Annotated in this window: 20 protein-coding genes; 14 read left to right on the top strand and 6 right to left on the bottom strand. The window is 55.6% G+C overall.

Annotation, left to right across the window (positions count from 1 at the left end; translation table 11 throughout):
- Positions 1-429 precede the first annotated feature (429 nt).
- Both nhaA and nhaR read left to right on the top strand, forming a co-directional pair.
- Positions 430-1,608 carry a Na+/H+ antiporter NhaA gene (gene nhaA / locus OK412_RS14880; protein WP_010671807.1) on the top strand — a complete coding sequence of 393 codons (1,179 nt, stop codon included), beginning with the start codon at positions 430-432 and terminating at the stop codon, positions 1,606-1,608.
- Positions 1,609-1,638: 30 nt separating this feature from the next.
- A complete protein-coding gene (gene nhaR / locus OK412_RS14875) occupies positions 1,639-2,547 on the top strand; it encodes a transcriptional activator NhaR (RefSeq protein ID WP_033770947.1) in 909 nt (302 codons plus the stop codon).
- A 38-nt stretch (positions 2,548-2,585) separates the two neighbouring features.
- Here nhaR and rpsT read toward each other — a convergent pair whose 3' ends face one another.
- Positions 2,586-2,849: a 30S ribosomal protein S20 gene (gene rpsT / locus OK412_RS14870; protein ID WP_008925553.1), complete on the bottom strand. Its 264-nt coding sequence runs from the start codon at positions 2,847-2,849 to the stop codon at positions 2,586-2,588.
- Between the two features lie 306 nt (positions 2,850-3,155).
- On the opposite strand from rpsT, the gene ribF reads away from it, so the two are divergent.
- The 12 genes from ribF to OK412_RS14810 all read left to right on the top strand — a co-directional run bounded on the left by ribF (position 3,156) and on the right by OK412_RS14810 (position 18,828).
- On the top strand, positions 3,156-4,085 hold the full coding sequence (gene ribF / locus OK412_RS14865) for a bifunctional riboflavin kinase/FAD synthetase (protein WP_010253714.1): 930 nt from the start codon (positions 3,156-3,158) through the stop codon (positions 4,083-4,085).
- A 29-nt stretch (positions 4,086-4,114) separates the two neighbouring features.
- Positions 4,115-6,931: an isoleucine--tRNA ligase gene (ileS, locus tag OK412_RS14860; RefSeq protein ID WP_264353291.1), complete on the top strand. Its 2,817-nt coding sequence runs from the start codon at positions 4,115-4,117 to the stop codon at positions 6,929-6,931.
- Positions 6,931-7,437, top strand: a complete 507-nt coding sequence (lspA, locus tag OK412_RS14855; protein ID WP_264353290.1) for a signal peptidase II — start codon at positions 6,931-6,933, stop codon at positions 7,435-7,437. The genes ileS and lspA overlap by 1 nt, the downstream gene beginning before the upstream one ends.
- 3 nt (positions 7,438-7,440) lie before the next feature.
- Entirely contained in the window at positions 7,441-7,911 is a 471-nt protein-coding gene (gene fkpB / locus OK412_RS14850) for an FKBP-type peptidyl-prolyl cis-trans isomerase (protein WP_010253720.1), read from the top strand.
- Entirely contained in the window at positions 7,892-8,845 is a 954-nt protein-coding gene (ispH, locus tag OK412_RS14845) for a 4-hydroxy-3-methylbut-2-enyl diphosphate reductase (RefSeq protein ID WP_010253724.1), read from the top strand. Before fkpB ends, ispH begins: the two co-directional genes overlap by 20 nt.
- Before the next feature lie 223 nt (positions 8,846-9,068).
- Positions 9,069-9,884, top strand: coding sequence for a 4-hydroxy-tetrahydrodipicolinate reductase (gene dapB / locus OK412_RS14840; RefSeq protein ID WP_010253726.1), 816 nt, complete (start codon positions 9,069-9,071; stop codon positions 9,882-9,884).
- A gap of 61 nt (positions 9,885-9,945) precedes the next feature.
- On the top strand, positions 9,946-10,290 hold the full coding sequence (locus OK412_RS14835) for a hypothetical protein (protein WP_264353289.1): 345 nt from the start codon (positions 9,946-9,948) through the stop codon (positions 10,288-10,290).
- A gap of 62 nt (positions 10,291-10,352) precedes the next feature.
- Complete coding sequence (carA, locus tag OK412_RS14830) at positions 10,353-11,501, top strand: glutamine-hydrolyzing carbamoyl-phosphate synthase small subunit (RefSeq protein ID WP_010253731.1); 1,149 nt, start codon at positions 10,353-10,355, stop codon at positions 11,499-11,501.
- Positions 11,502-11,515: 14 nt separating this feature from the next.
- Positions 11,516-14,743, top strand: coding sequence for a carbamoyl-phosphate synthase large subunit (gene carB / locus OK412_RS14825; RefSeq protein WP_010253739.1), 3,228 nt, complete (start codon positions 11,516-11,518; stop codon positions 14,741-14,743).
- Between the two features lie 254 nt (positions 14,744-14,997).
- A complete protein-coding gene (locus OK412_RS14820; protein WP_010253747.1) occupies positions 14,998-16,137 on the top strand; it encodes a porin in 1,140 nt (379 codons plus the stop codon).
- 234 nt (positions 16,138-16,371) lie between these two features.
- On the top strand, positions 16,372-16,854 hold the full coding sequence (gene folA / locus OK412_RS14815) for a type 3 dihydrofolate reductase (protein ID WP_010253752.1): 483 nt from the start codon (positions 16,372-16,374) through the stop codon (positions 16,852-16,854).
- 90 nt (positions 16,855-16,944) lie between these two features.
- Positions 16,945-18,828: a PhoX family protein gene (locus OK412_RS14810; protein WP_010253756.1), complete on the top strand. Its 1,884-nt coding sequence runs from the start codon at positions 16,945-16,947 to the stop codon at positions 18,826-18,828.
- A gap of 33 nt (positions 18,829-18,861) precedes the next feature.
- Here OK412_RS14810 and apaH read toward each other — a convergent pair whose 3' ends face one another.
- The 5 genes from apaH to surA are packed head-to-tail and all read right to left on the bottom strand — an operon-like array spanning position 18,862 to position 23,245.
- The gene (gene apaH, locus OK412_RS14805; protein WP_033787393.1) at positions 18,862-19,719 is read right to left on the bottom strand and encodes a bis(5'-nucleosyl)-tetraphosphatase (symmetrical) ApaH; all 858 of its coding nucleotides are present in this window, start codon (positions 19,717-19,719) and stop codon (positions 18,862-18,864) included.
- A gap of 53 nt (positions 19,720-19,772) precedes the next feature.
- Positions 19,773-20,150, bottom strand: a complete 378-nt coding sequence (gene apaG / locus OK412_RS14800) for a Co2+/Mg2+ efflux protein ApaG (protein ID WP_003854807.1) — start codon at positions 20,148-20,150, stop codon at positions 19,773-19,775.
- Positions 20,151-20,153: 3 nt separating this feature from the next.
- Positions 20,154-20,975 carry a 16S rRNA (adenine(1518)-N(6)/adenine(1519)-N(6))-dimethyltransferase RsmA gene (rsmA, locus tag OK412_RS14795; RefSeq protein ID WP_003854805.1) on the bottom strand — a complete coding sequence of 274 codons (822 nt, stop codon included), beginning with the start codon at positions 20,973-20,975 and terminating at the stop codon, positions 20,154-20,156.
- The gene (gene pdxA / locus OK412_RS14790) at positions 20,968-21,960 is read right to left on the bottom strand and encodes a 4-hydroxythreonine-4-phosphate dehydrogenase PdxA (protein WP_033756915.1); all 993 of its coding nucleotides are present in this window, start codon (positions 21,958-21,960) and stop codon (positions 20,968-20,970) included. The genes rsmA and pdxA overlap by 8 nt, the downstream gene beginning before the upstream one ends.
- On the bottom strand, positions 21,950-23,245 hold the full coding sequence (surA, locus tag OK412_RS14785; RefSeq protein ID WP_010253800.1) for a peptidylprolyl isomerase SurA: 1,296 nt from the start codon (positions 23,243-23,245) through the stop codon (positions 21,950-21,952). The genes pdxA and surA overlap by 11 nt, the downstream gene beginning before the upstream one ends.
- Positions 23,246-23,253 lie beyond the last annotated feature (8 nt).

The following is a 23,253-nucleotide window of genomic DNA, read 5'->3' as shown; positions in this document are numbered from 1 at the left end:
TTTTGGGCGAGCGAGCCGCAGTGCGGGCCAGCGCACCTCTGCTGCTGCCGGGCCGTCCTCGCGCCGCTCACGCGGTACCTTCGGCTTTGACGTCGTGCCGACGAACCGTTCGGGGATCGGCCCTCCCTGGCCGGCCCCGAACTGTCCACGCTTCACGGCGTGGACTTCTGGCCCGGCACCAGACTGCGTTATCACCTGTCGCTTAACTGACTGGCATTAGAGCCCCGGCTCCGCTTTTTTTTACTTTAAATCCCCTGCCTGTGATGGCTGCATTATCTCTCCCTCACCGCAGCACTCATAAAAATGTCGACGTTTACTGCTATTACTGCTCGGCGAAACCGAGCATATAGCGCGGTATAAGCTGCTTTTAACGAACTATATGAATCGTTACACTGTTTAACATTCTGTCTCTGCTCAGGAAGATGAACGTTGAACAAGCCGCGCAAATTAAAGAATCTGCTAAAAAGTTTTATTGAAAGTGATGCCAGCAATGGCGTGATGTTGATCGTGGCGGCGGTCGCGGCGATGATCCTCGCCAATACGGCCGCTACCGCCCAGGGTTACCAGGCGTTGCTGAATGAACCGGTACAAATCCGCTTCGGAGCGCTGGATATCAGCAAAAACTTGCTGTTGTGGATCAACGATGCGCTGATGGCGCTTTTCTTTCTGGTTATTGGCCTGGAAGTAAAGCGTGAGTTGATGGTCGGCGAACTTGCCAGCCGTGACAAGGCGATCTTCCCGGTCATCGCGGCAATAGGCGGCATGGCGTTACCCGCCCTGATCTTCCTGCTTTTCAACCATGGTGATGAGATTGCACGTAACGGCTGGGCCATTCCCACCGCAACCGATATCGCTTTTGCGCTGGGTGTGCTGGCCCTTCTGGGCAGCCGTGTTCCCGTTGCGCTGAAAGTCTTTCTGATGGCACTGGCGATTATTGATGACCTGGGTGCCATTGTGATTATCGCTCTGTTCTATACCAGTGACCTCTCAGTGCTCTCCCTGTGCGTGGCTGCTGGCGCAATTGTCGTGCTGGCACTCCTGAACCGCTTTAACGTCCGTAGAATCTCAGTCTACATACTGGTGGGTATCATACTCTGGACCGCCGTGCTGAAGTCGGGCGTCCACGCAACCCTGGCTGGCGTCATTGTGGGCTTCTTCGTGCCTCTGGAGAAGAAAGAGGGGCACTCTCCAGCGGAACATCTGGCGCATGGTCTGATGCCGTGGGTGAACTGGATGATTCTGCCGCTGTTTGCCTTTGCTAATGCCGGTATCTCACTTGCTGGCATTACGCTGAGTGATGTCCTCTCGCCTGAACCGTCAGGCATCATCTTCGGCCTGTTAATCGGTAAGCCATTAGGCATTACGCTCTTCTGCTGGCTGGCGGTAAAATTGCGGCTGGCGGTATTACCCAACGGCACAACCATACGCGATATTATGGCGATTGGTGTGCTGTGCGGAATTGGCTTCACTATGTCAATTTTTATCAGTTCGCTGGCCTTTGATGCCGCGCATGAACAGCTGGTGACCTTTTCAAAACTGGGCATTCTGACCGGCTCTCTGCTTTCAGCTGTCATCGGCTATACGCTGCTGCGAATTAAACTGCGTTAATGGAGAGGAGGCGCAAGCCTCCTTTTTTCTATGAATCAGCTCAATTTCAATCATCTCTACTACTTCTGGCACGCCTGCCGTGCGGGATCAATTACGGCAGCAGCAGAGGCACTCTCCCTGACGCCACAGACCATTACCGGGCAGATTAAGGCACTGGAGGAGCGCCTGCAGGGCAAGCTGTTCCGGCGTCAGGGACGGGGCCTGGTACCGACGGAGCTGGGGCAGCTGGTTTTTCGCTATGCTGACCGCATGTTTATGCTGAGTCAGGAGATGCTGGATATTGTGAATTACCGCAAAGAGTCCCATCTGCTGCTGGATGTTGGCGTGGCAGATGCGCTCTCAAAGCAGCTGGTCAGCAAGGTGCTGGAGACGGCGGTGGTCGCAGAGGAGAAAATTCATCTGCGCTGTTTTGAATCGACCCACGAAATGCTGCTGGAGCAGCTCAGTCAGCACAAGCTGGATATGATTATCTCTGACTGCTCCATCGACCCCACCCAACAGGAAGGGCTATTTTCGGTGAAGCTGGGGGAATGCCCGATCAGCTTCTGGTCAACCCAGCCGCTCAGCGATCTCTCTTTTCCGGCCTGCCTGGAGACGCGTCCCCTGCTGATTCCGGGGCGCCGCTCCATGCTGGGGCGCAAAATCCTCAACTGGATCAGCACCCAGGGAGTGCAGGTGGAGATTCTCGGTGAGTTTGATGATGCGGCACTGATGACGGCGTTTGGTGCGCGACAGAATGCGATTTTTGTCGCGCCTTTGCTGGAGATGGGTCAACGTGAGGGGATATATGAAGTCGGGCGGCTCGACGCGGTATCAGAGGAGTATCACATACTCTTCGCGGAGCGGATGATTCAGCATCCGGCGGTGCAGCGACTCTGTCACGCAGACTTCAGCGAACTCTTTCCCCGCCAGGGGACAGACGAAAAAAAACCGGCGTAAGCGCCGGCTTTTTTAACAAAGCGATTAACAACAGGCGATTAAGCCAGTTTGTTGATCTGTGCAGTCAGGTTAGACTTATAACGTGCAGCTTTGTTCTTGTGGATCAGACCTTTAGCAGCCTGACGGTCCACGAGTGGTTGCATTTCATTGAATGCGTTCTGCGCAGCAGCTTTGTCGCCTGAAGCGATCGCCGCGTATACTTTCTTAACGAAGGTACGCATCATAGAGCGGCGGCTAGCGTTATGCTTACGGCGTTTCTCAGATGTTACGGCGCGTTTCTTAGCTGATTTGATATTAGCCAAGGTACAACTCCCAAATGTGTTCTATAGAGACAAATCAAAGGCCGAGGACTATGCCCTTCTAACCTGATTTTGTCAATGGATTTGTGCAAATAAGCGTCGCCCTGAGAGCGGCACTCGGTTACGTATTTGATGGCGCAGGATTCTACCAGCTTCCCCTCGCTGAATACAGTATTTCGCGACAAAATTCTTAACATGCGCTTCTGCAACAGGAAATGCAGCGCCTAAAGCATGAAAGGCGTGCTGACGGGTTAACCTGAGTCGCTTTCAAGGGTATAATCCGCCGATTTCCACCGGTTTGGGCCAGCCATGAAGTTTATCCGCGGTATTCATAATCTTAACGAGCAGCATCGCGGCTGCGTTCTGACCATTGGTAATTTCGATGGCGTGCACCGTGGGCATCAGGCGCTGATGTCGCGGCTGTGTGAAGAGGGACGTAAGCGTAATCTGCCGGTGGTGGTCATGGTTTTTGAGCCACAGCCGCTGGAGCTGTTTGCCGGTGACAAAGCGCCGGCTCGTCTGACGCGTCTGCGTGAAAAACTGCGATACATGGCGGAAGCCGGCGTCGATAAAGTGTTGTGCGTGCGGTTCGACCGTCGCTTTGCGGCCTTGTCCGCCCAGCGTTTTATCAGTGACCTGTTAGTCGAAAAGCTGGACGTAAAGTACCTTGCGGTAGGCGATGATTTCCGCTTCGGCGCTGGTCGCCAGGGTGATTTCCTGTTATTACAGAAAGCCGGTGCGGAGTACGGCTTTGAGGTCGTCAGCACCGAAACCTTCTGTGATGGCGGTAAGCGAATCAGCAGTACTGCCGTGCGTCAGGCGCTGGCCGTGGATGATTTAGCGCTGGCGCAGTCGCTGCTTGGTCACCCTTTCACTATTTCCGGCCGCGTTGTGCACGGTGATGCACTGGGACGCACGCTGGGTTTCCCCACGGCGAACCTCCCTTTACGCCGCAGCGTCTCGCCGGTGAAAGGGGTTTATGCGGTAGAGGTACGGGGTCTGACGCCCGAGCCACTGCCAGGTGTCGCCAATATCGGCACCCGTCCGACCGTAAAAGGTTTACGCCAGCAGCTTGAAGTTCACCTGCTCGACATCAATATGGATCTCTATGGTCGTCACATTGATGTGGTGCTGAAACAGAAAATACGAAACGAGCAGCGCTTTGCCTCACTGGAGGCGTTGAAAGAACAAATTGCGAACGATGTGGTAACGGCCCGGCAGTTCTTTGGGCTGCTTTAACCTGAGCGAAAAACGGAATCGAGAATCTGATGAGTGACTATAAATCTACCCTGAATTTGCCGGAAACGGGATTCCCGATGCGTGGCGATCTGGCCAAACGCGAACCGGGAATGTTGCAACGCTGGTATGCCGACAACCTGTACGGCATCATCCGCGAAGCCAAAAAAGGGAAAAAAACCTTTATCCTGCATGATGGCCCTCCGTATGCGAACGGCAGCATTCATATTGGTCACTCCGTTAACAAGATTCTGAAAGACATTATCGTTAAGTCGAAAGGCATGGCGGGTTATGACTCGCCGTATGTGCCGGGCTGGGACTGTCACGGTCTGCCAATCGAACACAAAGTTGAGCAGATGATCGGCAAGCCAGGCGAGAAAGTCACCGCTGCTGAATTCCGCGAAGCGTGCCGCAAATATGCCGCGGAACAGGTTGAAGGCCAGAAGGCAGACTTTATCCGTCTGGGCGTGCTGGGCGACTGGGATCGTCCTTACCTGACCATGGATTTCGGTACCGAAGCCAACATCATTCGTGCGCTGAGTAAAATCATCGGCAACGGCCACCTGCACAAAGGCGCGAAGCCCGTGCACTGGTGTCTGGATTGCCGTTCTGCCTTAGCAGAAGCGGAAGTGGAGTATTACGACAAAACGTCACCGTCGATTGATGTGATGTTCAACGCCATTGATGCCGACGCGGTGCGTCAGGCGTTTGGTGTGGCACAGGTTAATGGTCCGATTTCACTGGTGATCTGGACGACGACACCGTGGACGCTGCCGGCTAACCGTGCCATCTCGTTAAACGCGGAATTTGAGTATCAGCTGCTGCAGATCGACGGTCGCGCGCTGATCCTGGCAAAAGATCTGGTCGAGAGCGTGATGAAGCACGCGGGCGTCAGCGAATGGCAGGTACTGGGCGAATGTAAAGGCGCGGCGCTGGAGCTGCAGAAATTCCAGCATCCGTTCCTGGCGCTTGAGTCGCTGGTGGTGCTGGGCGATCACGTCACCCTGGAAGCGGGTACCGGTGCAGTCCACACGGCACCTGGCCACGGCCCGGATGACTATGTTATCGGTCAGAAATATGGCATCGAAACCGCCAATCCGGTCGGACCGGATGGCCGCTATCTGCCAGGCACCTATCCAACGCTGGATGGGGTCAATGTCTTTAAAGCCAACGACATGATCGTTGAGCTGCTGAAAGAGAAGGGCGCGCTGCTGCACGTTGAGAAACTGCTGCACAGCTACCCGCACTGCTGGCGCCATAAAACGCCGATCATCTTCCGCGCCACGCCGCAATGGTTCATCAGCATGGATCAGAAAGGATTGCGTGCGCAGTCGCTGAAGGAGATCAAAGGCGTGCAGTGGATCCCGGACTGGGGCCAGGCGCGTATCGAATCGATGGTGGCGAACCGTCCCGACTGGTGTATCTCTCGTCAGCGTACCTGGGGCGTACCGATGGCGCTGTTCGTTCATAAAGAGAGCGAAGAGCTGCACCCGGACACGCTGGCGCTGATGGAGAAAGTGGCGCAGCGCGTTGAGCAGGAGGGGATTCAGGCCTGGTGGGATCTCGATCCGCGCGAGCTGATGGGCGATGATGCCGATCATTACGTAAAAGTGCCGGATACGCTGGATGTCTGGTTTGACTCCGGTTCAACCAGCTATTCCGTGGTTGATGCGCGTCCGGAATTTGGCGGACATGCGCCTGACCTTTATCTGGAAGGGTCCGATCAGCATCGCGGCTGGTTTATGTCCTCGCTGATGATCTCCACGGCGATGAAGGGCAAAGCGCCTTATCGTCAGGTACTGACGCACGGTTTCACCGTGGATGGTCAGGGCCGCAAGATGTCGAAATCGATCGGTAACACGGTTGCGCCGCAGGATGTGATGAACAAACTGGGCGCCGATATTCTGCGCCTGTGGGTGGCATCAACCGACTACTCGGGCGAAATGGCGGTCTCCGATGAGATCCTTAAACGTTCTGCCGATGCCTATCGCCGCATCCGTAACACCGCGCGTTTCCTGCTGGCTAACCTCAGCGGCTTTAACCCGGCTACCGATCTGGTGAAACCGGAAGAGATGGTGGTGGTGGATCGCTGGGCCGTCGGTCGCGCTCAGGCGGCACAGGCCGATATCGTTGCCTCTTACGAGAACTACGATTTCCACGAAGTGATCCAGCGTCTGATGCAGTTCTGTTCAATTGAGATGGGCAGCTTCTATCTCGACATCATCAAGGATCGTCAATACACCGCGAAAGGCGATGGCCTTGCGCGTCGCAGCTGCCAGACCGCACTGTGGCATATCGTCGAAGCGCTGGTGCGCTGGATGGCACCGATCATGTCCTTTACGGCGGATGAGATCTGGGGCTACCTGCCAGGCGAACGTGCGCAGTATGTCTTTACCGAAGAGTGGTATCAGGGGCTGTTTGGCCTGGCTGAAGATGAAGCGCTGAATGACGCCTACTGGGCTGAGCTGCTGAAAGTGCGTGGCGAAGTGAACAAGGTGATCGAGCAGGCGCGTGCGGATAAACGTATCGGTGGCGCACTGGAAGCAACGGTCACGCTCTATGCCGATCCGGAGCTGGCGGCTAAACTGCAGGCGCTGGGTAATGAGCTGCGCTTTGTGCTGCTGACCTCTGGCGCACAGGTGGCTGATTACGCCCTGGCGAACGACGAAGCGCAGCAGAGTGAGCTGCTGAAAGGTCTGAAAATCGCGCTGCACAAGGCGGAAGGCGAGAAATGTCAGCGCTGCTGGCATTACACTACCGACGTCGGACAGAATCCTGAGCATGCTGAGGTCTGTGGTCGTTGTTACACTAACGTAGCCGGTGACGGCGAACAGCGTGAATTTGCCTGATGCGTAAACCTATTTTATCAACCGGATTGCGCTGGCTGTGGCTGGTGCTGGTGGTGATTGTTGTCGACTTCGCCAGCAAGCAGTGGGTGATGAACAACATGATGCTGCATGAAACCCAGCCACTGATGCCCTACCTGAACCTGTTCTACGCGCGCAACTACGGCGCGGCGTTCAGTTTCCTGGCGGACAAAGGCGGCTGGCAGCGCTGGTTCTTTGCCGGTATTGCGCTGGCTATCGTGATCTCACTGGTCGTGATGATGTATCGTAATCATGCCAGTCAGAAGATCGCTAACATCGCGTATGCCCTGATCATCGGCGGCGCGATAGGCAATCTGTTTGATCGCTCATACCATGGCTTTGTGGTCGATTTTATCGATTTCTATGTCGGTAACTGGCACTTCGCTACATTTAATATCGCTGACTGCGGCATCTGTATCGGTGCTGCATTGGTGGTGCTGGAGGGCTTTTTCAGCCCGAACGGCAAACAGGCTAAACAGAAAGGGTAAGTGATGACTGAGTCCGTACAGCGCGAAAGCGCGGTGTTGGTGCATTTTACGCTGAAGCTGGAAGATGGCTCGACGGCGGAATCGACCCGTGCAAACGGCAAGCCCGCGCTGTTCCGTCTCGGTGATGGCAGCCTCTCTGCGGCACTTGAGCAGGCACTGCTGGGGCTGAAAGCGGGTGAAACTAAACAGTTTACCCTGGAACCGGACGACGCCTTTGGCGGCGTCAGCCCTGACCTGATCCAGTATTTCTCGCGTCGGGACTTTATCGATGCGGGTGAGCCGGAAGTGGGAGCCATCATGCTGTTCAGCGGCATGGGCGGCAGTGAAATGCCTGGCGTGATCCGTGAAATCTCTGGTGACTCTATCACTGTGGATTTCAACCATCCGCTGGCAGGTCGTCGTATTCAGTTTGATGTAGAGGTGCTGGAAATCGATCCCGCACTGGAGGCCAACGATGCAAATCCTGTTAGCTAATCCGCGCGGCTTCTGCGCTGGCGTTGATCGTGCCATCAGTATTGTTGAGCGCGCGCTGGAGATGTATGGCGCGCCAATCTATGTCCGTCACGAAGTGGTGCATAACCGTTACGTGGTAAACAGCCTGCGTGAGCGCGGTGCCATCTTCATTGAAGAGATCAGTGAAGTGCCGGATAACGCGATTCTGATCTTCTCCGCGCACGGTGTTTCTCAGGCGGTGCGTGCCGAAGCCAAAGCGCGCAATCTGACTATGCTGTTTGACGCTACCTGTCCGCTGGTGACCAAGGTGCATATGGAAGTGGCTCGCGCCAGCCGTAAAGGCGTTGAGGCAATACTGATTGGTCATGCAGGTCATCCGGAAGTCGAAGGCACCATGGGGCAGTACAACAACCCTAATGGCGGCATGTATCTGGTGGAGTCACCGGAAGATGTCTTCAGACTGACAGTAAAAGACGAAAACAATCTGAGCTTCATGACGCAGACTACGCTGTCGGTGGACGACACCTCTGACATCATTGATGCTCTGCGCCAGCGCTTCCCGGCGATTATCGGGCCGCGTAAAGATGATATCTGCTACGCCACCACCAACCGTCAGGAAGCGGTTCGTACTCTGGCTAAAGATGCGGAAGTGGTGCTGGTGGTGGGGTCGAAGAACTCCTCTAACTCTAACCGTCTGGCTGAGCTGGCTCAGCGTGCCGGTAAGCTGGCGAAGCTGATCGACTCTGCGGATGATATTCAGGAAGAGTGGGTAAAAGGCGTGGCCTGCATCGGCGTCACCGCAGGCGCGTCAGCGCCCGATATTCTGGTGCAGCAGGTGATCCAGCGGCTGCGTGAACTGGGCGGCGAAGCGGCAATTGAGCTGATTGGCCGTGAAGAGAATATTGTCTTCGAAGTGCCCAAAGAGCTGCGTGTCGAAGTGCGTAACGTGCAGTAACTCATCGATATTACTGATAAAAAGGCCGACTCTGTTCGGCCTTTTTTGTTTTTTGAATCTGACAAAAAAAGCCGTTATTTGCTGCGGTGATTGCTTTTACTGATAATCACGGGCGGCTGGCATAAAATTCTTATTATCACGGATTAATAGTGGCGTGACTGTTAACTCATCGTTAACCTGATGACGCTTTGGATGCATAGTTTTGTTTTAGGAATGAATAAATATGAACACAATCCGCATTGCTATTGTGGGCGCGCCGGGCCGTATGGGCCGTAATCTGATTCAGGCGACGCAGCAGGCAGAAGGCGCAGAACTGGGTGCGGCACTGGCTCGCCCGGGCTCATCGCTGACCGGCAGCGACGCTGGTGAATTAGCGGGCATCGGAAAAAATGGCATCATCATCGCTGACGATTTACGCGCGGTGATTAACGATTTTGATGTGCTGGTCGACTTCACCCGCCCGGAAGGCACGCTGGAGTATATGGCGATCTGCCGTGAGCAGGGCAAAGCGATGGTGATCGGCACCACCGGTTTTGATGAAGCAGGCAAAGCGGCCATTCGGGCCGCGGCAGAAGATATCCCTATTGTGTTCGCCGCTAACTTCAGCGTGGGGGTTAACCTGGTGCTGAAGCTGCTGGAGAAGGCTGCCAAAGTGATGGGGGAGTACGCAGATATTGAGATCGTTGAAGCGCACCACCGCCATAAAGTGGATGCGCCCTCCGGAACCGCGCTGGCGATGGGTGAGGCGATTGCCGATGCGATGCAGTGGAAACTGGATGAGCATGCGGTCTATACGCGTGAGGGCCACACCGGCGAACGCCAGCCGCAGAGCATCGGTTTTGCAACAGTACGCGCGGGTGACATCGTAGGTGAGCATACTGCGATGTTTGCAGATATCGGCGAGCGCGTAGAGATAACCCACAAGGCTTCAAGCCGTATGACCTTTGCAAATGGCGCGGTTAAGTCCGCTTTATGGTTGAAAGATAAGAAATCTGGCCTGTTTGACATGCGTGATGTGCTGGATTTGTCGATGTTGTGAGTGTTGTTAACCATCGTGATGTGGTTGTTTCAATCGATAATCGCTTGATTGAAAAGGGGCAATGTTTTCATTGCCCTTAATTTTATCTGAAATATGCCTTCCAGATATAAATTTACCTCTGACTCCTGTTTTTGCCTGTTTTCTTCATTTATTTGCTCTGCCGGATGCTATTTTTGACCATTTGGTCAAAAATAAAGGCCGAGCTGCTTCTGTTTTGCTTTTACGCTGCCTGGCAAACGATTATTCCGCCGAGTTTTCCTCTCTTTTTGCTGCTTATGCCCGTTATTTTCCTCAGAAGGCAGATAAGGGTGAAAAAATCCCGCCGCAGGGTAGACAATGGCCAGGGCGATCATTAGAATGCGCGCAATTTGCCAAAAATCGACAATTCAGGCGGTTTTTGCATTGATTCAGGCGGCTATTTTGAATTAATATGCAGATATTGTGACTGTTTATTCCCTGGAGGATGTTTTGATTAAGTCAGCGCTCTTGGTTCTGGAAGACGGAACCCAATTCCACGGTCGGGCCATCGGGGCAACAGGGTCGGCAGTGGGAGAAGTCGTTTTCAATACCTCAATGACCGGTTATCAAGAAATCCTCACTGATCCTTCCTATTCCCGCCAAATCGTTACTCTCACTTATCCCCATATCGGTAATGTCGGAACCAATGCCGCCGACGAAGAATCCAGCCAGATTCATGCGCAGGGCCTGGTTATCCGTGACCTGCCGCTGATTGCCAGCAACTTCCGTAGTGAAGAGGGCTTATCCGCCTACCTGCAGCGCAACAACATCGTGGCGATTGCCGATATCGATACCCGCAAGCTGACGCGCTTGCTGCGTGAGAAAGGTGCGCAAAACGGCTGCATCATTGCGGGCGATAATCCGGATGCCGCGCTGGCGCTGCAAAAAGCTCAGGCGTTCCCGGGACTGAAAGGGATGGATTTGGCGAAAGAGGTCTGCACCACTGAGACCTACAGCTGGCAGCAGGGCAGCTGGACGCTGGAGGGAGGGCTGCCAGAGCAGGCCGACGCTGAATCACTGCCTTACCATGTGGTGGCTTACGATTACGGTGCCAAGCGCAACATTCTGCGGATGCTGGTCGATCGCGGCTGTCGTCTGACCGTCGTTCCGGCACAGACGCCTGCCGAAGAAGTACTGAAGCTTAATCCGGATGGCATCTTCCTCTCCAACGGTCCTGGAGACCCGGAGCCGTGCGACTACGCTATCAGCGCAATTCAGGCCTTCCTGAAAACAGAGATCCCGGTGTTCGGAATCTGTCTGGGTCATCAGCTGCTGGCGCTGGCCAGCGGGGCTAAGACCGTGAAGATGAAGCTGGGCCACCACGGCGGCAACCATCCGGTGAAAGATCTCGATAACAATCGCGTGATGATCACCGCGCAGAACCACGGTTTTGCGGTCGATGAGAACAATCTTCCCGCTAACCTGCGTGTAACTCACATTTCGTTGTTCGATAAAACCGTGCAGGGCATTCACCGCACTGACAAGCCCGCATTCAGCTTCCAGGGACACCCGGAAGCCAGCCCGGGCCCAGGCGATGCTGCGCCGCTGTTTGACCACTTTATTGAATTGATTGACGCATTCCGTCTGCAAGCGAAGTAATCAGGAGCTAATTCATGCCAAAACGTACAGACCTAAAATCCATCCTGATTCTTGGTGCCGGTCCGATTGTGATCGGCCAGGCCTGCGAATTTGACTATTCCGGTGCGCAGGCGTGTAAAGCGCTGCGTGAAGAGGGTTACCGCGTCATTCTGGTGAACTCCAACCCGGCGACGATCATGACCGACCCGGAAATGGCTGATGCGACTTACATTGAGCCGATTCACTGGGAAGTGGTGCGCAAAATCATCGAAAAAGAGCGCCCGGACGCGGTACTGCCGACCATGGGCGGTCAGACAGCGCTGAACTGTGCGCTGGAGCTGGAACGTCATGGCGTGCTGGAAGAGTTTGGCGTCACCATGATCGGCGCAACGGCTGATGCGATCGACAAAGCAGAAGATCGTCGTCGTTTCGACGTGGCGATGAAAAGCATCGGTCTGGATACCGCGCGCTCCGGCATTGCGCACACCATGGAAGAAGCGCTGGCCGTGGCTGAAGATGTCGGTTTCCCCTGCATTATCCGTCCCTCATTTACTATGGGCGGAACCGGTGGCGGCATCGCCTACAACCGCGAAGAGTTTGAAGAGATTTGCGAACGCGGTCTCGACCTCTCACCGACCAATGAGCTGCTGATTGATGAGTCGCTGATTGGCTGGAAAGAGTATGAGATGGAAGTGGTGCGCGATAAAAACGACAACTGCATCATCGTCTGCTCAATTGAAAACTTCGATGCGATGGGGATCCACACCGGTGACTCCATCACGGTGGCACCTGCCCAGACGCTGACCGACAAAGAGTATCAGATCATGCGTAACGCCTCGCTGGCGGTACTGCGTGAGATCGGTGTTGAAACCGGTGGCTCCAACGTGCAGTTCTCGGTTAACCCGAAAGATGGCCGCCTGATTGTCATTGAGATGAACCCGCGCGTGTCACGCTCCTCGGCGCTGGCCTCCAAAGCGACCGGTTTCCCGATTGCTAAAGTGGCGGCCAAACTGGCGGTCGGCTATACCCTCGACGAGCTGATGAATGATATCACCGGCGGTTTAACGCCTGCCTCGTTCGAGCCTTCCATCGACTACGTTGTCACCAAGATCCCGCGTTTCAACTTCGAAAAATTTGCCGGTGCCAACGATCGCCTGACCACGCAGATGAAGTCGGTCGGGGAAGTGATGGCAATTGGTCGTACTTTCCAGGAATCCATGCAGAAAGCGCTGCGCGGCCTGGAAGTGGGCGCTAACGGCTTCGACCCGAAAGTCCACCTCGACGACCCGGAAGCATTAACCCGCATCCGCCGTGAGCTGAAAGATGCCGGTTCAGACCGCATCTGGTACATCGCAGACGCTTTCCGTGCCGGCATGTCAGTGGATGGCGTGTTTAACCTGACCAATATTGACCGCTGGTTCCTGGTGCAGATCGAAGAACTGGTGCGGCTGGAAGAGCAGGTTGCCCGTGAAGGGGTTAATAGCCTGGATGAGACGTTCCTGCGCGCCCTGAAGCGTAAAGGCTTTGCTGATGCACGGCTGGCAACACTGGCGGGCGTGGCAGAGAGCGAAATCCGCAAGCTGCGTCAGCAGTTTAACCTGCACCCGGTTTACAAGCGCGTGGATACCTGCGCCGCAGAGTTCGCGACAGACACCGCCTACATGTACTCCACCTATGAGGAGGAGTGCGAAGCCAATCCAAGTCCGGATCGCGAAAAAATCATGATTCTGGGCGGTGGGCCAAACCGTATCGGTCAGGGTATCGAATTCGACTATTGCTGCGTTCACGCCGCCCTCGCGCTGCGTGAAGATGGTTATCAGACCATTATGGTCAACTGTAACCCGGAAACAGTCTCGACCGATTACGACACCTCTGATCGCCTCTACTTCGAGCCGGTCACGCTGGAAGATGTGCTGGAGATTGTGCGCATTGAGCAGCCAAAAGGTGTGATTGTGCAGTATGGCGGTCAGACTCCGCTGAAACTGGCGCGTGCGCTGGAAGCCGCAGGCGTACCGGTCATCGGCACCAGCCCGGATTCCATCGACCGTGCTGAAGACCGTGAACGTTTCCAGCAGGCGGTTGATCGCCTGAACCTGAAGCAACCCGCCAACGCCACGGTGGCGACACTGGAGCAGGCGGTTGAGAAAGCCGCGGGTCTGGGTTATCCGCTGGTGGTGCGTCCTTCTTATGTGCTGGGTGGCCGTGCCATGGAGATCGTCTACGACGAGATCGACCTCAAGCGCTACTTCCAGACGGCGGTCTCGGTTTCCAACGATGCACCGGTGCTGCTGGATCGCTTCCTGGATGATGCGGTCGAAGTGGATGTTGATGCGATTTGCGACGGTGAGCGGGTGCTGATTGGCGGCATCATGGAACACATCGAGCAGGCTGGCGTCCACTCCGGTGACTCCGCCTGTTCACTGCCGGCCTACACCCTGAGTCAGGAGATTCAGAATGTGATGCGCCAGCAGGTTGAGAAGCTGGCGTTTGAGCTGAACGTTCGTGGCCTGATGAACGTCCAGTTCGCGGTGAAAGACAACGAAGTCTACCTGATCGAAGTTAACCCTCGCGCGGCGCGTACCGTGCCGTTCGTCTCTAAAGCGACCGGTGTCCCGCTGGCGAAAGTTGCCGCGCGCGTGATGGCAGGCAAAACGCTGGCAGAGCAGGGCGTCACTGAAGAGGTGATTCCGCCTTACTACTCTGTCAAAGAAGTGGTGCTGCCGTTTAACAAGTTCCAGGGCGTTGACCCGATTCTGGGGCCAGAAATGCGCTCTACCGGTGAAGTCATGGGCGTGGGCCGCACCTTCGCTGAGGCGTTTTCTAAAGCGATGCTGGGCGCACAGAGCAACATGAAGAAGTCGGGCCGTGCGCTGCTGTCGGTGCGTGAAGGCGACAAGAAACGTATTGTCGACCTGGCCGCTAAGCTGCAGAAGTTTGGTTTCGAACTGGATGCGACTCACGGCACGGCGGTCGTGCTGGGCGAAGCGGGCATCAATCCGCGCCTGGTGAACAAGGTGCACGAAGGGCGTCCGCACATTCAGGACCGTCTGAAGAATGGCGAGTATAGCTACATCGTCAATACCACGGCGGGTCGTCAGGCGATTGAAGATTCGAAACTGATTCGCCGCAGTGCCCTGCAGTATAAAGTGCACTACGACACCACGCTGAACGGCGGCTTCGCCACCGCGATGGCGCTGAATGCAGACCCGACGGAACAGGTTATCTCCGTTCAGGAGATGCATGCCCAGATCAAGGCGATGTAAGGCGATATAATGTGAAAAACGGCTCCTGCGGGAGCCGTTTTTTTTTTACCATCTTATTGGCGATAATCCGAAAACAGGGTCCAGAAAAAGCAAAGAGTTTGCGTTAAAGTGACTGATTTGGCTTAATTTTTTAGCTATAGGTGCGAATAAGGCCGGTTCGCACAAATTTATAATATAAACACTTCCTGTGCGGATTTTTCGTCAGTACTATGCCTGCCGCTCATCACTGGAGCGTATCAGGACATAAATAAAAAATGAAAATGCGTACTTTTTCTCTGAGTGCAGTGGCTGCACTGATGGCAATTCTTCCTTTCGCCAGCCAGGCGGAAATTACCCTGTTAAAACAGGATCCGCAGGCAGGCGATCCGCTTAGCCGTCTTAACTTTACTTTTGGCGGTAGCATTCGTGCTCAGTTCAATCATCAGACCGGCGTGGATGATAAATCCTACAAGCGCGACGGTTTTGATGGCGGCACCCGTTTCCGTTTCGGCGCTGACTACTACCTGTTTGATGACGTCAGCTGGATCAGCTACTACGAACTGGGCGTTAACGTCCCGGCGGTCTTCAGCTGGGATCGTCACTATGCGGACGGTGCCAATAACACCACGCGTCGTCAGCTCTACACCGGTCTGAAAAGCAAAACCTGGGGCCAGCTTACCTTTGGTCAGCAGAACAGTGTCTATTACGATACCGTGGGCGCCAAGACCGATATCTGGGATTACGACATGGTCGGCCAGGCTCCGGGTAACGGGATCAATGGCGACTACGACGGATCTTACCGCTCACGCAAACAGCTGAAGTATAAAAACAGCTTCGGCGATGCGGATCTTTACGCCTCTTATCTGTTCGAAGATAACGAGTATCTGCCAGGCAACGGCCTGCGCTATAAGCGCAAAGGCGGCGGCTCGCTGGGTGTGGACTACCACATCACGGACGATCTGAGCTGGGGCACGGCGTGGAACTACACCCGCGCGGCGATGCGTAACCCGAACAACGGCGACAGCCGCGATTACGATCAGAACATTTACGGCACCGCGCTGAGCTGGACCCCAGGTAACTGGACGTTGTCAGCCGGCGGTGGCTGGTATGAGAACTTCATGACCACCAAACGCAAAGATGTGCATGACTACTTTGCCGGCGACGCGTGGGGCATTGAATATTTCGCCGGTTACAAGATTCCGGTGGGGCAGTATGGTCTGAAAGCGGTACAGCCGTATGTCATGGGTGATCGCATTGAGTATGCGACAGGCCGTGATTATCAGCGCATCGACAACGGTCTGGGTGTGGTGCTGTTCCTCGACTACGGTTTCCGTGTCGATTACGAACATGTGTTTACCTCCAGCACCGATAACCTGGGTGATATGAATCTGGTGCGTCTGCGCTACGACTTCTGATAACCCTGACGGCTCCTCCGGGAGCCGTTTTCTTTTGCGCACGACTTTTGTGCCAGCCTGAGGCCGATCGCTGGCGAGCTGCGGCAAACTGACGCGATTAGGCGGTGAAAAACGCTGCACAGGCCGTGAAAAACGACGTCATGAAAAGCTTTACGCAATTAGACCTTTCCCCCTATCGACGAAAGTTTCACCTTTACGTATCATGGCGCCAATTTTTTTCAGTGAGTGGTTAACATGATTAGTCTTATCGCGGCATTAGCAGCAGATCGCATTATTGGAATGGAGAACGCCATGCCGTGGGACCTGCCTGCAGATCTGGCGTGGTTCAAGCGCCATACGCTGAAGAAACCGGTGATTATGGGCCGACTGACCTTTGAATCTATTGGCCGTCCGTTACCTGGCCGACTGAATATCGTGGTCAGCAGCCAGCCGGGCACCACCGAAGGCGTTACCTGGGTCACTTCGCTGGATGAGGCGTTACAGGCAGCCGGTGACGCTGAAGAGATCATGGTGATTGGCGGTGGCCGCGTCTATGAGCAGATGCTGAAGCGTGCCGATCGTCTCTATCTGACGCACATTGATGCGGAAGTCGAAGGTGATACGCAGTTCCCGGATTACGAGCCGGATGAGTGGCAGTCAACGTTCAGCGAATTCCACGACGCTGACGAGCAAAATTCCCACAGCTACTGCTTTGAGATCCTTGACCGTCGTCGCTAATCCCCCCCCTGCCGGGCTGTAACCTGGCTGTCATCTTTATTCATTAGCATTGCTTCTTTTCTGGGATCGACACAAAGGAAGCAATCACTAATGAAAATCGAACTCTCCGCATTAAGCACTGACCGCCTGCCTGATCCACTGCGTCGTAAATTCCTTGCCGGTTCCGGTGCTATCGGCCTGACCGGCTTTCTCAGCGGCGGCCTGACGCTCTCGGGCAGTGCACTGGCGCAGGAGAAGCCTGCGGGCAGCCCACTGCTGGGCTTTCAGGCGATTGCCGCGTCCACGGCCGATGAGATTGTGGTAGCCCCTGGCTATCGCGCCGACGTGTTGATCTCCTGGGGTGATCCGCTGGTGAATGGCGCAGCCGCGTTTGATCCGCAGGGCAACAACAGCGCCGAAGACCAGGAAAAGCAGTTCGGTGACAACAACGACGGTATGAGCTTCTTCGCGATTAATGACCATCGCGGCGTGATGGCGATTAACAATGAATATGTGAATGAGCCGACGCTGTTCGCCCACGGCGGCAGTAAAGCGACCAGCCTGGAAGATGTCAAAAAGTCGCAGGCGGCGCACGGTATCTCCATCGTTGAAGTCAAACGGGGTGAGGACAATCGCTGGCAGGTGGTACGTCCTTCTGACTATAACCGCCGCATTACCGCCAATACCCCGATGCGCTTCTCCGGTCCGGCAGCGGGGGATAAAGCGCTGCAGACTGCCGCCGATCCGCAGGGAATGCATGTCCTGGGCACCTTTGGTAACTGCGCCAACGGCAAAACGCCGTGGGGCACCTATCTCACCTGTGAAGAGAACTACGACACCTACTTTGGCACCCATCAGGCGGACTTTACGCCGACCCCACAGCAGAAGCGCTATACCCTGAATGCCGCTGAGCCGGAGCGCAACTGGGCCGACTTTGATCCCCGCTTCGATATCGCTAAGAATCCCAACGAATTCAACCGTCACGGCTGGATTGTCGAAATCGATCCTTTCGATCCTCACTCCGTGCCGGTAAAGCGGACCGCGCTGGGCCGCTTCAAGCACGAGAATGCCGCCGTGACGGTCGCGAAAACCGGCCAGCTGGTGGTTTATATGGGCGACGACGAGCGCGGCGAGTATATCTATAAATTTGTCTCAGATGACAAGGTCACTCCGGATGATGCTAAAGCCAATCACGGACTGCTTGATAAGGGCACGCTCTATGTGGCGCAGTTCAACGGCGATGCTCAGGGCACGCCGCTTAAAGGCACCGGGCGCTGGCTGGCGCTGAAGTGGGGCGAAAATGGACTCACCGCTGAAAAGGGATTCAATAGCCAGGCAGATGTTTTGATCAATGCGCGTGCCGCGGCAGATGTGGTCAACGCAACGCGAATGGACCGGCCGGAGTGGATTGCGGTTAACCCGCATGACGGCCGTGCCTACTGCACCCTGACCAACAACAACAAGCGCGGAAATGAAGGCATGCCGGTCAATGCAGCGAATCCGCGGCCAAAAAATATCTACGGTCAGATTATTCGCTGGGATGAGAAAGGCGATGCTACCGCGCAGACGTTTGAGTGGGATATCTATGCGCTGTGTGGCAACCCGATAGCGCATCCTGAGGGGATCTATCGTGGCACACCGAACATCACCGCGGAGAATACCTTTAACAGTCCGGATGGGCTGGGGTTTGATGCGCAGGGGCGGTTATGGATCCTGACCGATGGCAAATACAGCAACAAAGAGGATTATCAGGGGCAGGGGAATAATCAGATGCTGGTGGGTGATCCTGATAGTGGCGAGATCCGCCGGTTTATGGTCGGTCCAAAATCGTGCGAGCTGACCGGTATTACCTTCACGCCCGATTACAAAACGCTGTTCGTGAATGTGCAGCATCCCGGCGAAGAGGGTGACTCGCACTTCCCGGACAACAGTCCGCGTCCGCGGTCGTCGGTGATTATGATCACCCGTGAAGATGGCGGAATTATCGGCGCATAAAACAGGATGCTGGCCTGATGGCCAGCATCGCCGTTATAGCGTGGGCGGTGCCAGACTTTCGCTGGAGGCCAAAGCTTTTTCGCGATTAGAGGGTTGCACCACATAGCGTTGTGTCTCCCAGTGCAGCAGGGTCAGCGTTCCGCCCCAGCAGCAGCCGGTATCCAGCCCGATAATGCCCTCTGGCGTGCCTTTGCCTTCCAGCGAGGCCCAGTGACCAAAGACGATGGTGTAGTCACGTGCGACCGGCCCCTCAATGTTAAACCAGGGTTTCAGCGGCGGAAGCGCCGATTCTGGGGCATCTTTGCAGATCATGTCCAGCTGGCCGTTAGGGAAGCAGTAGCGCATGCGGGTGAGGGCGTTGGTGCTGAAGCGCAGACGCGCCAGGCCGGTCAGATCTTCACTCCAGTTGTTCGGCATGTCGCCATACATGGCATCCAGGAACAGCGGATAACTGTCGCTGGCGAGAACCGCTTCGACTTCACGCGCGCACTTTTTCGCGGTCTCAATATCCCATTGCGGCGTGATACCGGCGTGTCCCATCACTAGCTTTTTCTCTTCATCAACCTGTAACAGCGGCTGACGACGCAGCCAGTTGATCAGCTCATCCGCATCATCCGCTTCCAGCAACGGGGTCAGGCGATCTTTAGGCTTGTTACGGCTGATGCCGGCGTAGACCGCCAGCAGATGCAAATCGTGATTGCCCAGCACCAGACGCACCGCGTCGCCCAGCGATTTTACGTAGCGTAATACTTCCAGTGAGCCAGGACCGCGCGCCACTAAGTCGCCGGTCAGCCACAGGGTATCCTGTTCAGGATTGAAGTCGACCTGTTGCAGCAATGCACGTAATTCATCGTAGCAACCGTGAACGTCGCCAATCAGGTATGTGCTCATAACGTTTTATCCATCAGGAAGGTGCCCGACTTAACGGGCAAAAAGCGTGTGAATCAATGAATGTGGGTCTGAATGGCGAGGCGGAACACCGGGATCTCTACGTGAAAGGTGTCGCCCTGTTCGTCGACCATCACATAGTGCCCCTGCATGGTGCCCATCGGTGTTTCGATCACGGCACCGCTGGTGTACTGAAATTCATTGCCTGGCGCGATAAGCGGCTGTTCACCGACCACGCCTTCACCCTGAACTTCCGTTTCGCGGCCGTTACCGTTGGTAATCAACCAGTAGCGTCCCAGCAGTTGCACTGAGGAACGGCCCAGATTGCGTATCGTAATGGTATAGGCGAAAACGTAGCGATCATCATCCGGTGAGGATTGTGAGGCGACGTACTGGCTTTGCACATGGACGGAGACGCGGGCCGTTTCACTCATGACTTACTCCTGCGATTTTCCCTGATGATTCGCCAGCCAGTTCGCCAGCTGACAATATTGCGCCACCGAGACGTTCTCGGCACGCAGGGTTGGATCTATGGATAACTCTTCCAGCGCACCGGCGGCCACCATGTGGCTCAGGCTGTTGCGCAGCGTTTTACGACGCTGGCCGAACGCTTCAGTGGTAATACGGCTCAGGATACGCACATCGCTGACCGGATACGGCGGCTCGGCATACGGCACCAGACGCACTACGGCAGAGTCCACTTTCGGTGGTGGCGTGAAAGAGTGCGGAGGCACTTCCAGCACCGGAATGATCTGGCAGTAGTACTGCGCCATCACTGTCAGACGACCATAAGTCTTGTTACCCGGACCGGCAACCAGACGATTAACCACCTCTTTCTGCAGCATGAAGTGCATATCTTTGATCGAACCAGTATAGCTGAAAAGGTGGAACATCAGCGGGGTCGAAATATTGTACGGCAGGTTACCAAATACCCGCAGCGGCTGGCCTCTCTCCTGCGCCAGCGCGGCGAAGTCGAAGGTCATGGCATCCTGCTGGAAGATAGTCAGTTTCGGGCCAAGGAATGGATGCGTTTCCAGACGCGCAGCGAGATCGCGGTCCAGCTCTATCACCGTTAATTTATCGAGGCGTTCGCCTACCGGCTCGGTTAAGGCACCCAGGCCTGGGCCGATCTCCACCAGCGCTTCGTCGCGCTGAGGATGGATGGCGGAGACAATGCTGTCGATAATGTACTGATCGTTCAGGAAGTTCTGCCCGAAACGTTTACGGGCGTAGTGCCCCTGATGGACGCGATTATTCATTACTGCTCTTGATCATAGTGATGGCGAGGTTAAGCGCCGTGATGAAGCTGCCCGGCTCAGCCTGACCCAGGCCAGCGAGTTCAAGCGCGGTGCCGTGGTCAACTGAAGTCCGGATAAAGGGCAGGCCCAGGGTGATATTTACCGCCCGGCCAAACCCCTGAAATTTGAGTACCGGCAGGCCCTGGTCGTGATACATCGCCAGCACCGCATCGGCGTATTGCAGATATTTGGGCTGGAAAAGGGTATCCGCAGGCAGCGGGCCGGTCAGATTAATGCCCTGCTTACGCAGTTCATTGAGTGCCGGCGTGATGGTCTCGATCTCTTCCCGACCCATGTGACCACTTTCGCCGGCATGAGGGTTAAGACCACAGACGTAAATATGCGGCTCGGCAATCGCAAACTTCTGCTGCAGATCACGATGCAGAATCGTAATCACTTCATGCAGACATTCACGGGTTACCGCAGCGGGCACATCTTTCAGCGGCAGATGGGTGGTGGCCAGCGCGACTCGTAGCTCTTCTGTCGCCAGCATCATGACCACCCGATGGCCGCCTGCGCGATCGGCGAAGAATTCGGTATGGCCGGTAAAGGCGATGCCGGCATCGTTAATCACGCCTTTATGCACCGGGCCGGTAATCAGGGCAGCGAATTCACCGTCAAGACAACCGTCGCAGGCGCGCGTCAGCGTGGCCAGCACATAGTCGCTGTTGGCGACGCAAAGCTCGCCGGGTGTGACCGGCGCTGCCGTTTCAATTGGCAGGATAGTCAGTGTACCCGCCAGCTGTGGCTCGGCTGCCCCACCAGGCTGGTAGGGCCGCAGCGTCAGCGGCAGACCGAGTTGCGCCGCACGCTGCTGCAACAGGGCAGGCGAGGCGCAGACCACCAGTTCAACTGGCCACGACTGCTGGGCCAGCTGAACGGTAAGATCGGGACCAATCCCGGCAGGTTCGCCGGGCGTGATCACCACACGGGCGTTACTGCGCATTGCCATCCAGAATCTTCACGTAGGCACTGGCACGTTGTTCCTGCATCCAGGTCTGCGCTTCTTCCGCGAACTTACGGTTAAACAGCATACGGTAAGCACGCTCTTTCTGGGCCGCATCGGTTTTATCCACCTGACGGGTATCCAGCAACTGAATCAGATGCCAGCCGAAAGAGGAGTGAACCGGCTGGCTGGTCTGGCCTTTCTGCAGGCGCAGCAGCGCGTCACGGAACGCCGGGTCAAAGACTTCCGGAGAGGTCCAGCCGAGGTCGCCGCCCTGGTTCGCCGAACCCGGATCGTCAGAATACTGTTTAGCCGCCGCCGCAAAGGTGGTTTTGCCACTGCGGATATCGTTAGCAATCTGCTCCAGCTGCGCGCGTGCCTGATCGTCTGTCAGGATCGGCGATGGCTTCAGCAGAATGTGACGCGAATGGACTTCGGTGACCGAGACATTTTTGCTCTCGCCACGCAGGTCGTTCACTTTCAGGATGTGGAAGCCCACACCAGAGCGCACCGGCCCGACGATATCGCCTTTTTTGGCGCTTGAGAGTGCCTGAGCAAACAGGGTCGGTAACTCTTCGATTTTACCCCAGCCCATGTTGCCGCCTTTCAGCGCCTGGGAGTCGGCGGAGTAGGTCACGGCCATCTTGCCGAAGTCAGCGCCATTTTTCAGTTCGCCAACCAGCTGTTTCGCCAGCGTTTCCTGCTCATCAACCTGCTGTTGCGTGGGGTTTTCCGGCAGCGGCAGCAGAATATGACTGACGTTCAGTTCGGTACCCTGGCTGTTCTGAGAGCCGATCTGCGTAGCAAGCGTATCCACTTCCTGCGGCAGAATCGTGACACGACGACGCACTTCGTTGTTGCGCACTTCGGCGATAGTCATCTCTTTGCGGATCTGAGAACGATACACGCTGTAGTTCATGCCGTCATAAGCCAGACGGCTACGCAGCTGATCAAGGCTCATCTTGTTCTGCGCAGCGATGTTCTGAATAGCCTGGTCCAGCTGCTCGTCGCTGATCTGAATTCCCGCTTTATCACCCATCTGCAGAATGATGTTGTCCATGATCTGACGTTCCAGAATCTGATGGCGCAACGTTTTATCATCCGGCAGCTGCTGACCAGCCTGCTGGGCCTGAGATTTAACGGTGCTCATCATGCCATCCACGTCACTCTCAAGAACCACGCCGTTATTGACCACGGCTGCAACTTTATCAACGACTTGTGGTGCTGCGAACGCGGTGTTGGCACTGATTGCCACACCAAGAATCAGCATTCTCCAGTTCTTCATACTTTATC

The organism is Pantoea sp. JV6, from assembly GCF_025910055.1.
GTDB classification, from domain to species: domain Bacteria; phylum Pseudomonadota; class Gammaproteobacteria; order Enterobacterales; family Enterobacteriaceae; genus Pantoea; species Pantoea agglomerans.
Note: the sequence above shows the minus strand (reverse complement) of the source record. Positions and strands in the feature narration are given on the sequence as shown.

Excerpts from the sequence above, each read along its gene's own strand:
- nhaR (WP_033770947.1), top strand. The coding sequence starts at position 1,639 with ATGAATCAGCTCAATTTCAATCATCTCTACTACTTCTGGCACGCCTGC.
- ribF (WP_010253714.1), top strand. The coding sequence starts at position 3,156 with ATGAAGTTTATCCGCGGTATTCATAATCTTAACGAGCAGCATCGCGGC.
- ileS (WP_264353291.1), top strand. The coding sequence starts at position 4,115 with ATGAGTGACTATAAATCTACCCTGAATTTGCCGGAAACGGGATTCCCG.
- lspA (WP_264353290.1), top strand. The coding sequence starts at position 6,931 with ATGCGTAAACCTATTTTATCAACCGGATTGCGCTGGCTGTGGCTGGTG.
- fkpB (WP_010253720.1), top strand. The coding sequence starts at position 7,441 with ATGACTGAGTCCGTACAGCGCGAAAGCGCGGTGTTGGTGCATTTTACG.
- ispH (WP_010253724.1), top strand. The coding sequence starts at position 7,892 with ATGCAAATCCTGTTAGCTAATCCGCGCGGCTTCTGCGCTGGCGTTGAT.
- dapB (WP_010253726.1), top strand. The coding sequence starts at position 9,069 with ATGAACACAATCCGCATTGCTATTGTGGGCGCGCCGGGCCGTATGGGC.
- OK412_RS14835 (WP_264353289.1), top strand. The coding sequence starts at position 9,946 with ATGTTTTCATTGCCCTTAATTTTATCTGAAATATGCCTTCCAGATATA.
- carB (WP_010253739.1), top strand. The coding sequence starts at position 11,516 with ATGCCAAAACGTACAGACCTAAAATCCATCCTGATTCTTGGTGCCGGT.
- OK412_RS14820 (WP_010253747.1), top strand. The coding sequence starts at position 14,998 with ATGAAAATGCGTACTTTTTCTCTGAGTGCAGTGGCTGCACTGATGGCA.
- folA (WP_010253752.1), top strand. The coding sequence starts at position 16,372 with ATGATTAGTCTTATCGCGGCATTAGCAGCAGATCGCATTATTGGAATG.
- OK412_RS14810 (WP_010253756.1), top strand. The coding sequence starts at position 16,945 with ATGAAAATCGAACTCTCCGCATTAAGCACTGACCGCCTGCCTGATCCA.
- apaH (WP_033787393.1), bottom strand. The coding sequence starts at position 19,719 with ATGAGCACATACCTGATTGGCGACGTTCACGGTTGCTACGATGAATTA.
- apaG (WP_003854807.1), bottom strand. The coding sequence starts at position 20,150 with ATGAGTGAAACGGCCCGCGTCTCCGTCCATGTGCAAAGCCAGTACGTC.
- rsmA (WP_003854805.1), bottom strand. The coding sequence starts at position 20,975 with ATGAATAATCGCGTCCATCAGGGGCACTACGCCCGTAAACGTTTCGGG.
- pdxA (WP_033756915.1), bottom strand. The coding sequence starts at position 21,960 with ATGCGCAGTAACGCCCGTGTGGTGATCACGCCCGGCGAACCTGCCGGG.
- surA (WP_010253800.1), bottom strand. The coding sequence starts at position 23,245 with ATGAAGAACTGGAGAATGCTGATTCTTGGTGTGGCAATCAGTGCCAAC.